Below are 14,239 nucleotides of genomic sequence, written 5' to 3'. Positions count from 1 at the left end.
ACCTTTAAGGGATGATAACCATGAAAGTTTTCACAGGTCTTATTGCATTTTTTGCTCTGCTGATGCTCTGTGGACCGGCTCTTGCAGCAGAGTTTGAGCCGGTTGCAGTCTTCAGCATTGAGGCGGCGGCCGCCCAGGTACCGGGAGCTGAAGAACAACTCACGTTTGACTCGATATTTGACTGGCAGCCAAGGCTGGACGAGCGGTATCTCACATGGGTCTGTTACACTGCTGGTGAGGGGAAGGTCTGGTATTATGATACCCAGGGAGGCAAGCGTGAGACGGTATCAAACATTGCCTGCGACCAGAACAACCCGGATATCTCGGACGGAAAGATCGTCTGGGACGATACCCGTAATGGCAACTCTGACATCTTCTCCTACGACATTTCTTCAGGAAAAGAAGATGCAGTATTTGTTTCAACAAGCAACAAATTCCGCCCCGCCATCTCGAACGGGCTTGTTGCATTTGAAGACTACAACGGCCATGACAACAGGGATATCGGATTCATAAAAGCCGGATCAACCGGAAAACCGGTGTACATCGATCAGAACCAGATGGACAAGGCAAACCCTGATGTAGACGGGGACTGGATCGTCTACCAGCAGCTCGATGATGGAAAGGAAGACTGGAATATCTACGCCTATAACATCAAGACAGAACAGCTTGTCCAGGTAACAAGGGATCCTGCAACCCAGCAGAAACCCCGGATTTCCGGGGATCTCGTTGTCTGGGAAGACAACAGGAACGGGAAGTGGGATATCTTCATGTACAACCTGAAGAAGGATTTCACAACCGCTATCACCTACGACGATGTAGATGACCGTGAGCCTTCAGTATCAGGCAGCAACGTGGTCTGGTCACGGACTGATCAGGACGGAACCAGCCATATCTACATGGTCAATCTTCAGATACCGGCCACCTACATTGTAAGCCCGGGTCCGGGGAACCAGATCAAGCCAGATATCTACATCGACAAAGTTGCCTGGCAGGATGACAGACTTGGAAACTGGGATGTTTTCCTGTACACCCTGAAACCCAACACCCCGTTCAGAGCATACGAGTTTTACGGGCCGGTAACTATCAACTACCTCCCGGCTCCTGTTGGAACAGAGATCCTGGCAAAAGTGAATGGGAAGACAAAGAGTTCCATCACGGTAGCAAATGAAGGATACTACGGCGGTCAGGGGAGTTACAGCGGTAAACTCTCGGTAAATATTGAGCAGATTGACATCGGCAAGGAGATCTCGTTCTGGGCAGACGGAGTTCAGGGAACACCGACCATTCCGATCACCGGAGGCGGCACAACACAGGAACTGCCTCTCAACTTCGCAAACGCAAAGCCTGAATCAGATCTCTGTTTCTATGGCTCTGTATCTGTAGACGGACAACCGGCAGAGAAAGGTACAACGATCGTCGCCAAGATAGACGATGTCATCAGGGGAGAGGTTACTACAACCCAGTACGGCCAGTATGGCGGATCTGGCGGTCAGGATCCTACACTGAAGATCCCGATCACCCAGAATGATCTCGGAAAACATGTGACCTTCTGGCAGGGTGACTACAAGGCTTCAGAGACATTCCAGATCACAAGCGGTGGCAGTTTCAAACAGGACCTGAGTTTCACCAAGGCAAACCCACTCTCACCATACGAGTTTTACGGGTATGTCCAGTTAGACGGGAAGTCAGCCCCTGCAGGAACGCCCCTTGAGGCAAGAATCGATGCAGTGCCGGTGACTTCCTATGTTACCCGTTACTCCGGTTCATACGGAGGACCAGGCGAGACACCAGAGGATGCCAGGCTCATCGTTCCGATTAAAGAGGCAGATGTCGGAAAGACGATCTCATTCTGGAGCGGAACCCAGCGGGCATCTGAAACACAGGTGATCGCACGATCAGGAGACCGGATTGTAAGGAAAGATCTCGACTTCTCCTCCTCACCGTCAGGAATTGTTGCAGACTTCTCTGCAAATCCGACCTCAGGCGGAGTACCACTGACGGTAAAGTTCACTGACCTCTCTGCCGGAAACCCGACAATGTGGGTCTGGGACTTCGGGGACGGACCAATCCCGATGAGTGCTGGAGATGAGAATGTATCGTGTGCAAGCGGGAACTGCAACACTATTGCAAGTCCGACCCACACATATCGCCAGCCAGGGACATACACAGTCACTCTCACTGCAAGCAACAGACAGAGTTCTGATACCAAGGTAAAGACCGGGTATATCACAGTCAGCAGTACTCCAGTCCCAACCTTCAAGGCAGACTTTGTGGCCAACCCGACCTCCGGAACTTCTCCACTGACTGTGCAGTTCACGGACCTGACAACCGGAAACCCGACCATGTGGAACTGGGACTTCGGAGACGGACCAATCCCGATGAGTGCAGGAGATGAAAATGTATCATGTGCCAGCGGAAACTGCAACAGCATCGCAAACCCGAAGCACACGTACACTCATGACGGAGTGTACACTGTTACTCTCAGGGCATCAAACCAGTACGGAAACTCTGACACACAGGTCAAACAGGGATACATCACTGTCAGTAGTACACCGGTCCCAACCTTCAAGGCAGACTTCACAGCAGCTCCAACCTCCGGAGCAGCACCGCTGACAGTCCAGTTCAAAGACCTGACAACCGGAAACCCAACCATGTGGAACTGGGACTTCGGGGACGGACCAATCCCGATGAGTGCAGGAGATGAAAATGTATCGTGTGCCAATGGGAACTGCAACAGCATCGCAAACCCGAAGCACACGTACACTCATGACGGAGTGTACACTGTTACTCTCAGGGCATCGAACCAGTACGGAAACTCTGACACACAGGTCAAACAGGGATACATCACCGTCAGTAGTACACCGGTCCCGGCGTTCAATGCTGACTTTACCGCTGCCCCGACTTCTGGAGCAGCACCGCTGACAGTCCAGTTCACCGACAAATCAGCCGGGAACCCAACCATGTGGGTATGGAACTTCGGGGATGGGCCGATCCCGATGGATGCAAATGTTTCATGTGCAAGCGGGAACTGCAACAGCATTGCAAACCCGAAGCATACCTACGTCAAGAACGGAGTCTACACGGTAACGCTGACCGCAAGCAACCAGCAGAACTCGGACACTGAGGCGAAGATAAACTACATCAACGTCCAGAATATTCCGACCTCTGACTCGATCCCAATCGCCGCAGGCTGGAACTTCATATCAGTGCCAAAGAAACTTGTTGCTGGAAAGGATACTGCAGCAATATTCGGGCATATCGAAGTTGACGGACACAGCATATTCCAGTATGATTCTGTTCGTGGACAGTGGCTGACCCTGAACCAGTCGAACCAGATCAAACCCCTCGAAGCAGTATGGCTCTACTCAAAGAAAGCGGACTCAGTACCGCTCTCATTTGATTCAGATCCGCTCCAGATTCCACAGACGCGTGAACTGAAGAGAGGATGGAATGCTATCGGGTTCACCGGATTTGAACCGCTGGAGGCAAAGTTCACCCTTCTTTCAGTCCAGGACAAGTGGGTAAACTGCCTCGGCTTTGACCGGGTTCTCCAGAAGTACAACGAGATGATCATCAAGGGACGCAATGACGACACCAGACTCAACCCATACAACGGGTACTGGCTGTTCATGTCAGAAGATGGCGTCCTTGCTGCCATCTCGGCATAATTTTTGATAATTGCCGAGCCTGTAGTTCTGACAACATTGGTATGACAAACTCTCATATGAGGCTGCAGAAAAAGACCTGCCCCGGTACATTTCCTGCAGTTATATTGTCTGAACTGTCTGAAAAGGGGTCAGGGATTATTATCGAATGGATACTATTAAGTCCCTGAGAGGTGAGGTAGGAGTTACGTGGGTGTCAGAGTGACATCCTTAAGATTGTCTGGTGGTGGGATAGAATGAGATTACTCCAAAATATTACACTCCTTCTGGTTGCGGTCACGCTTCTGCTGGCCTCACCGTGCATAGGGGGGGTGCTGGCTGAAAGCGGGAGTGCAGCGACTCCTGACTCGTGCGGACCGATGAATGGCGGTCCCTGTATTATTGCTGATTTTATTGGCAGTCCAACAACCGGGGACGCGCCACTGAGAGTTCAGTTCCTTGATGCTTCCAGTGGAAGGCCCTCAATGTGGGCATGGGACTTCGGAGACGGGGGGACCGCCTCTGCAGTTGCAGATCCGGTTCATACCTACACAAAGCCTGGAAAGTACACAGTTAAACTGGCAGCATCCAGTCTGACCAATGGAACCAGTACCAAGGTTCGTGAGGCGTACATTATAGTCCGTGATCCGACTCCGATCTCTGCTGACTTCATCGGACACCCGACCAACGGATTTGCACCTCTTGATGTTCAGTTCTCAGACTGTACGATCGGAAATCCTGACATCTGGAAATGGGACTTTGGGGATGGATTAACAAGCACGATCCAGAATCCAAACCACACCTATCAGAGGCCTGGAAAATACACAGTAACGCTCAATGCAAGCACTGCCCTTGGAGGAACCAGTACCAAGGTCAAAGAAGATTACATCATTGTTGATGGGAAATGCTCTATCACTGCAGACTTTTCCTTTGATCCACAGTCAGGGATTGCTCCATTGACCGTGCAGTTCACGGATGTATCAACCGGTGATCCAACGATGTGGGCATGGGACTTTGGGGACGGATCAACCGATATGGTTGCAAGCCCAAGCCACACCTACGAGAAGCCCGGAACATACACGGTACGGCTTGCAGCATCAAGCCAGAGTTGTGGTGAAGGATCAAAAGAGAAGACCATCACCGTCAACCCGTGTAACATCAAGGCAGACTTTGTTGGATCTCCAAACAGTGGTACTGCTCCGCTGACTGTCCAGTTCACTGACAAGTCAACCGGAAACCCAACCATGTGGCACTGGGACTTCGGAGACGGGCCGATCCCGATGAACGCCGATGTGTCATGTTCGGGTGGAGGATGCGGAAACATCGCAAACCCGACGCACACATACCTCGAACCCGGAACATACACGGTCACCCTGACTGCAAGCAGCCAGTACGGGTGCTCTGACACGATCACCAAACAGATGTATGTGGTTGTCGAGCCAGCTTGTGATATCAAGGCAGATTTCACAGCAAACCCGACCAACGGATCAGCACCGCTCACGGTCCAGTTCACAGACAAGTCCACCGGAAACCCGACTATGTGGAAGTGGGACTTCGGGGATGGACCAATCCCGATGGATGATGTCTCATGCTCAGGCGGGGGATGTGGGAACATTGCAAACCCGACTCACACATACCGCGAGCCGGGAACATACACCGTTACCTTAACCGCAAGCAACCAGCAGGGATGCACAGACACTATCACGAAACAGTCATTCGTCGTTGTTGTCCCGGCATGCAGCATCAAGGCGGACTTCATAGCAAACCCGACCAACGGATCAGCACCGCTAACGGTTCAGTTCACTGACAAGTCAACCGGAAACCCCACCATGTGGCACTGGGACTTCGGGGACGGACCAATCCCGATGGATGATGTATCATGTTCGGGTGGGGGATGTGGAAACATCGCGAACCCGACTCACACATACCGCGAGCCAGGAACATACACAGTTACCCTCACTGCAAGCAATCAGCAGGGATGCACAGACACTATCTCAAAGAGTCAGTTCATCGTTGTTGTCCCGGCATGCAGTATTAAGGCGGACTTCATAGCAGACCCTACAAACGGATCAGCACCGCTCACGGTCCAGTTTACTGACAAGTCAACCGGGAACCCAACTATGTGGCACTGGGACTTCGGGGACGGACCAATCCCAATGGATGATGTATCATGCTCAGGTGGGGGATGTGGAAACATCGCGAACCCGACTCACACATACCGCCAACCTGGCACATATACAGTGACCCTAACCGCAAGCAACCAGCAGGGATGCACAGACACTATCTCAAAGAGTCAGTTCGTTGTAGTTGTCCCGGCATGTAGTATCAAGGCAGACTTCATAGCAGACCCCACAAACGGATCAGCACCGCTAACGGTCCAGTTTACTGACAAGTCCACCGGGAACCCGACTATGTGGCACTGGGACTTCGGGGACGGACCAATCCCGATGGATGATGTATCATGCTCAGGGGGAGGATGCGGGAACATTGCAAATCCGACTCACACATACCGCGAACCTGGCACATACACAGTGACCCTGACCGCAAGCAACCAGCAGGGATGCACGGATACTATCTCTAAAAGCCAGTTCGTCGTCGTGGTCCCGGCATGCAGCATTAAAGCAGATTTCATTGCAAACCCGACCAACGGGGCGGCACCGCTCACGGTCCAGTTCACTGACAAGTCCACAGGGAACCCGACTATGTGGCACTGGGACTTCGGGGACGGACCAATCCCAATGGATGATGTATCATGCTCGGGTGGGGGATGTGGAAACATCGCGAACCCGACTCACACATACCGCGAACCTGGCACATACACAGTTACTCTCACTGCAAGCAATCAGCAGGGATGCACAGACACTATCTCAAAGAGTCAGTTCGTTGTAGTTGTCCCGGCATGCAGCATCAAGGCAGACTTTGCAGCAGACCCGACCAGCGGGGCGGCACCGCTCACGGTCCAGTTTACTGACAAGTCCACCGGGAGCCCGACCATGTGGCACTGGGACTTCGGGGACGGACCAATCCCAATGGATGATGTATCATGTTCAGGCGGAGGATGTGGAAACATCGCTAACCCGACTCACACATACCGTGAGCCAGGAACATACACCGTTACCCTAACCGCAAGCAACCAGCAGGGATGCACGGACACAATCTCAAAGAGCCAGTTTGTTGTCGTAGTTCCGGCATGCAAAATAGATGCCAACTTCAGTGCTGCCCCAACATCTGGTGAAGCACCACTAAAGGTTCAGTTTACTGATCTCTCGGCTGGAAACCCAACCATGTGGAAATGGAATTTCGGGGATAAACCCGGCCCAATCCCAATGGATGCCGATGTGTCATGTTCAGGCGGGGGATGCGATAACATCGCAAACCCGATCCACACGTACCTTGATCCTGGAACATACACAGTTACTCTCACTGCAAGCAACCAGCAGGGTTGCTCTGACACCGAGACCAAGACAGCATTCATCACGGTTGGAAAAAAACCAACCGATGTAGTACCTCTCTATCCTGGCTGGAACTTCGTCTCTGTCCCGAAGAAACTTGCACCAGGATCTGATACAGCAAGCATCTTCAGCCATGTGGATGTCAAGGGACACAGTGTGTTCCAGTACGACTCAATGAGTCATGCCTGGAACATAGTCAACCCGGGAACCATCATCAGGCCGCTCGATGCATTCTGGATCTACTCTGGCGGTATCGACAAGATCCCACTGGAATACGATCCCAACCCGGTTCAGACCCCGCCGACTAAACAGCTGAAGAAAGGCTGGAACGGAGTAGGGTTTACCGGAGTGACCCCGATTGAGGCCAAGTACACCTTCCTCTCGGTTCAGAACAGCTGGGTCAACTGCGTAGGATTTGACGGATCTTCCCAGCGGTATAACGCGATGATCATCAAGGGAAGCAATGACAATACCATGCTCGGACCTTACAACGGATACTGGTTGTACATGTCTGCAGATGGAATTCTTGCAGCAAACGCTGCATAAAACTCTTTTTTAAAAATTTAGTGATTGAATAATCAGAGAAGCCGATCCTGTCTTGTCGGCGGCCTGACATGCAGCAACTCCCGTGCAGCCTTTCTGACCTCACTAACCGCATGCTCAGGAGCATACACCCCTACCCGCCACTGTGTTTGGCGGGTCTCGTTCAGGGTTGTTACCAGAGGCGAGACATCTTCGAGGGGAAGAAGACTGTCCCGATCCTGTACCTGAACCTTCATGAACATATCACGGGGAAATGCAGGAATATCAACCAGAACTTCACGGGGCATCACTCCTGCTCGTTCAGCGATTCTGACTGCGAGGTCCCTCTCCCGTGCATGTGAGTCTTCAGATGGTCGCAGGGAAGAAGAGACCTCATCTTTACCGAGGTACAGGGACCGTTTGAAGAGACGCCTGTAGTAGAGATCTTCTGCCAGATGTCTGACATCAGAACGGTCAGAATTCAGCAGAGTCTGTATACAGGCTGCATCATCCATCCGGATCATCTGCTCGATGATCCCGGCGGGATCGGCCCTGCTCTGTTCGTACACGGCTGTTGAAAAGATCTTCTCTGCAATTCTGCTCACGTGATGGTAATACACCGCTGGCCTCATCAGGGTCCTGGCGATAAGGAGCGATTCTGCTGCCTGCACCCCACTCTCATGAAGGACTATCTCTCCTTCAAAGAGGCGGGTCGCCCTGATCAGGCGTCCTGCATCCACGGTCCCATAGGGAACTCCGGTGTAATGCGCATCACGGAGCAGGTAATCCATCCGGTCAACATCCAGATCACCATGGATGATGCTGGCCAACTGATGGGTCCCCTCTATCATCATGCAGACCTCCAGGGGATCGAGATCGATCCGTTCGAGTTCATCTGCAAGCCGGCTCTTTGTGATCAGATCCCTGACGTCAGTATGTGATCTACCAAGCGCTTCTGATGCGATACCTTCGATTGCATGGGAGAACGGACCATGCCCGATATCATGAAGAAGAGCGGCGGCTGTGACCAGCAGATGGTCCTCTCTCCGAAGACCTATCTGCCCTGACATCAGGGATGCAAGATGCATCGCCCCGAGTGAGTGCTCAAATCTGGTATGATGAGCACCCGGATAGACCAGAAACGAGAACCCGAGCTGGCGGATGTACCTGAGTCGCTGAACCTCCGGGGAGTCCACGAGGGGCAGCAGCTCAGGCTCAACCTGGATATACCCATGCACCGGGTCTTTGATGGCTTTAATATTGCACCGGCCTTTGGTCTCTCTGATGGTATTCGTATGGCAGTTTTATGTTACTTCCGGAACAGTCTATCATGGGAGGATATCATAACAGTAACATTTCTCTCGGGCGGTACCGGGACACCCAAACTCCTGCAGGGTGCAAGATTAACCCTGAATGACAACGATATTGCTGTCATCGTCAACACAGCAGAAGATCTCTGGTACCAGGGCGGGCACATCTCTCCTGATATCGACACGGTGATGTACCTCTTTGCCGGAATTCTCAACACCAAAACCTGGTGGGGAATTGACGGTGACACGTTCGTAACCCATGAACAGTTCAGATCCCTAGGAGTCGACACATACCTTGCTGTCGGAGACCGGGACAGGGCAGTTGAACTGTTCAGGGGAGAACTGCTCAAAGGAGGGATGACGCTCTCGCAGGCTACAATGGAGCTCTGCTCAAGACTGTCAGTTCAGGCATGGGTGCTCCCGATGACAGACCAGGAGTACACCACGATGATCGAGACCGAGGGCGGGATCATCCATTTCCAGGAGTACTGGGTCAGGCACAGGGGGAGTGTGGCTATCAGAAAGGTGCTCAGAATCCCTGACACCAGGCCCGATGCCTCCACCGGAGCACTAGAGGCGATGGAGAAGAGTGATCTGATCATCATCGGCCCGAGCAACCCGATAACAAGCATCTCGCCAATCCTCGAATGCAACGGGGTGGTGAATCTGCTAAAAAAGAAACCGGTGGTTGCAGTAAGCCCATTCATCGGCGACAAGCCGGTGAGCGGGCCTGCCCGTGATCTCATGGTTGCACTGGGTTTTGAGCCGACCTCTGCCGGAGTGTACGCTGCTTACGCAGATTTCATCGATCTCTTCATTCAGGACATCCGTGACCCGGTTGAGGTTCCTGGTGCCATCAGATGCGATACCCTGATGACCACTCCGGAGATCGCAAAAGGGATCATGGATATAATCCTGACTCATATGCCGGTTTGAAGACCGAAAAAAAAGATTGCAGATCTGCAATTATTGTATTATTTTTCTGCTGCCCGGCTCAAGAGACCTGATGCAGCCTGTGCTGCTCCTGCAAGGACATCTCTTTCTCCAGGGATCTCTTTCTCATGCATCAGCACACGCCCATTGCAGAGCACAGTGCTGACTATTCCGCCTGATGCTGCATACACCAGGTTAGAGACCGGGTTGTGGAGCGGGACCATTGAGGGGTGATCAAGCGAGACAAGAACTATGTCTGCCGCCTGTCCGGCTGCCAGCGAACCACCGGGGATGCCAAGAGCCCTGGCACCACATGTAGTCGCCATGGCCAGAGCCTCCTCTGCCGGAAGGAGGGTATCCTGCTTCCAGAAGAACTTCTGCCCGATAGCAGCGACCTTCATCTCCTCAAGCATATCCAGGTTGTTGTTCGATGAACATCCATCGGTTGCTAGGGCGACATTCACCCCGGCATCCCGGAGTGCAGGATACGGCATGGCACGTCCGGTTGCGAGTTTCATGTTGCTCACCGGGTTGTGTGCAACATGGGAACCACGTTCTGCCAAGAGCCGGCAGTCTGCATCCTCAAGCCAGCAGCCGTGTGCAGCGAGTGTCCGTTCTGACAGGCATCCACACCGGTCGAGAAGTGTAGCAGGAGTGACACCGTGTGCCTTTTTGCAGTCAAGTACCTCCTGCTCGGTCTCGCTCAGGTGGATATGGAGCATGATATCCTCATCCCTGCTGTACGATCCACACCATTCCAGATGCTCGGGCGGAACAGTGTACGGGGCATGAGGCCCGACAGCCGGAGTGATGCGCGGGTTGTTCATCCCTCTGATGTGGGCAACCAGTTTCTCGGTCGCCTTCACTTCGGCCTCAAACTTTTCAGGCAGCCCGAAGGTGATGAACCCATGGCAGAGGACAGCACGAATTCCACTCTCGTCAACCGCTTTTGCAGCCTCTTCCATGAAGAAGTACATATCGTTGAACGCAACCGTTCCGCTCCTGATCATCTCAAGACAGGCGAGTTTTGTTCCCCAGTACACGTCCTCGCCGGTGAGATGGGCTTCTAGTGGCCAGATCTTCTCTGAAAGCCATTGCTGCAGGTGCATATCATCAGCATATCCCCGCAGAAGGGTCATCGCAGCATGCGTGTGGGCGTTGACAAGCCCGGGAATGGCAAGTGTCTTTTCTGCCGAGATCTGGTGCTCTGCCTCTCCCTTACACTTTTTTCCGATTCCCTCACCGATATCGCGGATCGTGCCGGTCTCATCAATGAAGATGTCAGCGATCCGATCTCCGATCCTGGTTCCGGTGATGAGGATCGATCCCTCCCTTTTGAAGAGATCAGGGTCATGTACACACGCACTCATTATTCTCATTACTATCTCGCAGGCATGAACGCATAAGTGCTTTGCATCATGTCTCCCGTACCACGCTCACCTCAAGGGGGCAGGATCCGCACCAAAGGTTTTGCCCCTGTATGCACAAGTACTAGGGTTGCATATGCGAGTCCCTATCAATACTATCACCCCAGAGTCATCCACAGCAGATATTACAGGATGGGCACACGAGATCCGTGATCTCGGTGGCCTTGCGTTTCTCCTCCTCAGAGACAGGACCGGAATCATCCAGGTTACTGTGCCCAAGAAGAAAGCAGCACCCGAAGTTGTCGAGGCACTCAAGGATATATCCCGTGAATCGGTAGTCAGGGTAACCGGGACCGTCAAGCCGGAAGGGAAGGCTCCAGGAGGCCGAGAGGTCATCCCTGACCGGATAGAGGTTGTCAGTAAAGCAGCAACCCCGCTCCCGCTCGATGTTGCAGAGAAGGTCCCTGCCGAACTGGACACCAGGCTCGACAACCGGTTCCTTGACGCCAGGCGCCCCCGGGTGAGTGCAGTCTTCAAGATCCGCAGTGCAGTTCAACACGCAACCCGTAACTTCCTCTTTGACAACGATTTCATCGAGATCACAACCTCCAAGATCGTTGCTGCAGCAACAGAGGGAGGCACTGAGCTCTTCCCTATTGCATACTTTGAGAAGGAGGCATTTCTCAACCAGAGCCCGCAGCTCTACAAACAGATGATGATGGCTGCAGGGTTTGAGAAGGTCTACGAGATCGGACCGATCTTCAGGGCAGAGGAGCACAATACAACAAAGCACCTCAACGAGGCCACCTCTATAGATGTCGAGGTCTCATTCGCCACCCATGAGGACGTCATGCAGGTGCTTGAAGATCTTGTCAGGTCAGTCTACTCGTTCGTTGATACAAACTGCAGCACTGCGATCGCAGACCTTGAGATCGACTCGTTCGCTGTCCCTGAGAAGAACTTCCCCCGGCTTTCATACACTGATGCGATCGAAATCGCTAGCAAGGGTATGGAAGAGCCGATCAAATTCGGTGATGATATCGGCACCGCTGCCGAGAGGGCTATCGGCGAAGAGATGGGCAGGCATTACTTCATTGTGGACTGGCCCAGCTCTATCAGACCATACTACGCAATGCCGTACGAGAACGAACCCGAGATCTGCAAGGCGTTTGATATGATGCACCCGAGAATGGAACTCTCGAGCGGTGCACAGCGTGTTCACCAGCATGACCTGCTGGTCTCACAGATCGCAAAGAAAGGTCTGAACCCTGACAACTTTGAGTTCTACTTAAGTCCGTTCAAGTACGGTATGCCTCCGCATGCTGGATGGGGTCTTGGTGCTGACCGGCTGGTTGCAACGATGCTCGGACTCCAGAATGTCAGGGAAGCAGTTCTGTTCCCTCGCGACCGGCACCGTGTTGTCCCCTGAGTAGAATACAGGAATCATATCATGAAACCCTTCATCCCCGGCCAGATCCTCCCGACTACGGTAGTCGGGAGTTTTCCTGCCGAACCACGACGGACGCTCAGGAGTCTGCTGGATCCGTTCCATGAGGCGGTATGCCAGGCTGTAGATGCACAGATCTCGGCAGGGATCACCATTATCTCAGACGGGCAGGTGAGGGGGGATATGATAGGGACGTTTGCCTCACGACTCCCGGGAATCAGTGGAAAGGATGTCATCGGCAAGGTGATGCCATCCGGACAGACGATAACCACTAAAGATACCAGGTATGCCAGGACCCGGCATCAGTATGTCAAAGGGCTCGTGACCGGCCCTTCCACCCTCTCTCACGGACTCCATCTTAGCACAGCGAACTACCGGTCCCGTGATGAGTTGATACCAGATATCGCAGAGGCCCTTGCCACTGAAGCGCGCGCTCTTGGAGAGGTAGGGATCACAATGCTCCAGATCGACGAACCGATCTTCTCAACAGGGGTTGCAGATCTCGATCTGGGAAGGAAGGCAATTGAGCAGATCGTTCAGCAGGTTTCAGTGCCGGTCTGTCTACATGTGTGTGGGCCACTCTCCAGGATCATCGATGAGTATGTCAGAATGCCGGTTCAGGTACTCGACTTTGAAGGAAGTGTAGACCCTGAAAACCTCTCTTCCCTCTCATCCCAGGATCTGAAGGACAAGTACATAGGGTACGGGTGCGTGGATTCATCAACGGCAAAACTCGAGGATCTGGAGACCGTTATTTCGCGGATTCGGGCGGGAGTGGAAGAACTCGGGGCAGAGCGTCTCATTCTCGATCCTGACTGCGGCTTCAGGATGCTGCCACAGGATGTGGCATATGCCAAGTTGTCGCGGCTCTGCAAAGCGGCCGCAGTAGTCAGGGCTGAAACCGGTACCAATGATCATCAGTAAGAAGAAGAATTATCTCTGGTCAGTACCCTTGTTTGAAAAGACTGATGTTATCCCATGAGTAACGTCTGAGTACAGGAGATATCGGTGGAGTTATGCGTATCCCAGGTCTGAACGGTCAGCAGGTTCTTGCAGCTGCAGTATTAATATCAGCGGTCTTCTTTCTCGGTGTAAAACTCCTGAATCCTACTCCTCTCGTCATCTGGAGCACAGGGACGGACTTCGTCATCCAGACCGAACATATCGGGGATGTATATACCATCACTGATGTTGCCATCATCATCTGTGCATCCCTTGTGGTCTGCGCGAGTGCACTGATCCTGCTCTTTTACGATCAGATCCATATCGTCGCTTCTCCACTACCGGTCCAGACAAAATCATCAGAGCCCGAGGTCCCGTTGCCGTCCCCTCTTGAAGAGCGACGACGCAAGTGGGAGGCAGTGCTTCCAACACTCAAGGAGGATCAGCAGCTCATCTACCAGAGTATTCTGGATGCTGACGGGCTCATCCCCCAGAGTGATATCGTGGAGAAGACCGGGCTTTCCAAGTCAAACGTCAGCAGAACGCTTGACATTCTTGAGAGTATGGGGCTTATCGAGAGAAGGCGCAGAGGAATGGGGAATATCATTCTCCTGAAATAACC

General features: G+C 52.9%; 8 protein-coding genes. 6 read left to right on the top strand and 2 right to left on the bottom strand.

The genetic code is table 11. The features are described 5' to 3' along the window. The first annotated feature begins 20 nt into the window (after positions 1–20). Positions 21–3,668 carry a PKD domain-containing protein gene (locus ACHZA2_RS08795; protein WP_319579394.1) on the top strand — a complete coding sequence of 1,216 codons (3,648 nt, stop codon included), beginning with the start codon at positions 21–23 and terminating at the stop codon, positions 3,666–3,668. A gap of 233 nt (positions 3,669–3,901) precedes the next feature. Continuing rightward, the gene (locus ACHZA2_RS08790; protein WP_319579393.1) at positions 3,902–7,642 is read left to right on the top strand and encodes a PKD domain-containing protein; all 3,741 of its coding nucleotides are present in this window, start codon (positions 3,902–3,904) and stop codon (positions 7,640–7,642) included. Positions 7,643–7,674: 32 nt separating this feature from the next. On the opposite strand, the gene ACHZA2_RS08785 is transcribed toward ACHZA2_RS08790, so the two are convergent. Continuing rightward, a complete protein-coding gene (locus ACHZA2_RS08785; protein ID WP_394698531.1) occupies positions 7,675–8,856 on the bottom strand; it encodes an HD domain-containing protein in 1,182 nt (393 codons plus the stop codon). Between the two features lie 57 nt (positions 8,857–8,913). Between ACHZA2_RS08785 and cofD the strand changes: the two genes are divergently transcribed. Next, the gene (gene cofD / locus ACHZA2_RS08780) at positions 8,914–9,864 is read left to right on the top strand and encodes a 2-phospho-L-lactate transferase (RefSeq protein WP_319580956.1); all 951 of its coding nucleotides are present in this window, start codon (positions 8,914–8,916) and stop codon (positions 9,862–9,864) included. A gap of 38 nt (positions 9,865–9,902) precedes the next feature. Here cofD and ACHZA2_RS08775 read toward each other — a convergent pair whose 3' ends face one another. After that, positions 9,903–11,231, bottom strand: coding sequence for an amidohydrolase (locus ACHZA2_RS08775; protein WP_319579391.1), 1,329 nt, complete (start codon positions 11,229–11,231; stop codon positions 9,903–9,905). A 133-nt stretch (positions 11,232–11,364) separates the two neighbouring features. Between ACHZA2_RS08775 and aspS the strand changes: the two genes are divergently transcribed. The 3 genes from aspS to ACHZA2_RS08760 all read left to right on the top strand — a co-directional run bounded on the left by aspS (position 11,365) and on the right by ACHZA2_RS08760 (position 14,237). Continuing rightward, positions 11,365–12,657 carry an aspartate--tRNA(Asn) ligase gene (aspS, locus tag ACHZA2_RS08770; RefSeq protein ID WP_319579390.1) on the top strand — a complete coding sequence of 431 codons (1,293 nt, stop codon included), beginning with the start codon at positions 11,365–11,367 and terminating at the stop codon, positions 12,655–12,657. A gap of 21 nt (positions 12,658–12,678) precedes the next feature. Further along, the gene (locus ACHZA2_RS08765; RefSeq protein WP_319579389.1) at positions 12,679–13,599 is read left to right on the top strand and encodes a methionine synthase; all 921 of its coding nucleotides are present in this window, start codon (positions 12,679–12,681) and stop codon (positions 13,597–13,599) included. Between the two features lie 92 nt (positions 13,600–13,691). Further along, the gene (locus ACHZA2_RS08760) at positions 13,692–14,237 is read left to right on the top strand and encodes a MarR family transcriptional regulator (protein ID WP_319539169.1); all 546 of its coding nucleotides are present in this window, start codon (positions 13,692–13,694) and stop codon (positions 14,235–14,237) included. Positions 14,238–14,239: the final 2 nt, after the last annotated feature.

It is taken from the genome of uncultured Methanospirillum sp. (assembly GCF_963668415.2).
Classification (GTDB): domain Archaea; phylum Halobacteriota; class Methanomicrobia; order Methanomicrobiales; family Methanospirillaceae; genus Methanospirillum.
Note: the sequence above shows the minus strand (reverse complement) of the source record. Positions and strands in the feature narration are given on the sequence as shown.

Excerpts from the sequence above, each read along its gene's own strand:
- ACHZA2_RS08795 (WP_319579394.1), top strand. The coding sequence starts at position 21 with ATGAAAGTTTTCACAGGTCTTATTGCATTTTTTGCTCTGCTGATGCTC.
- ACHZA2_RS08765 (WP_319579389.1), top strand. The coding sequence starts at position 12,679 with ATGAAACCCTTCATCCCCGGCCAGATCCTCCCGACTACGGTAGTCGGG.
- ACHZA2_RS08760 (WP_319539169.1), top strand. The coding sequence starts at position 13,692 with ATGCGTATCCCAGGTCTGAACGGTCAGCAGGTTCTTGCAGCTGCAGTA.
- ACHZA2_RS08790 (WP_319579393.1), top strand. The coding sequence starts at position 3,902 with ATGAGATTACTCCAAAATATTACACTCCTTCTGGTTGCGGTCACGCTT.
- ACHZA2_RS08775 (WP_319579391.1), bottom strand. The coding sequence starts at position 11,231 with ATGAGTGCGTGTGTACATGACCCTGATCTCTTCAAAAGGGAGGGATCG.
- aspS (WP_319579390.1), top strand. The coding sequence starts at position 11,365 with ATGCGAGTCCCTATCAATACTATCACCCCAGAGTCATCCACAGCAGAT.
- cofD (WP_319580956.1), top strand. The coding sequence starts at position 8,914 with ATGGCAGTTTTATGTTACTTCCGGAACAGTCTATCATGGGAGGATATC.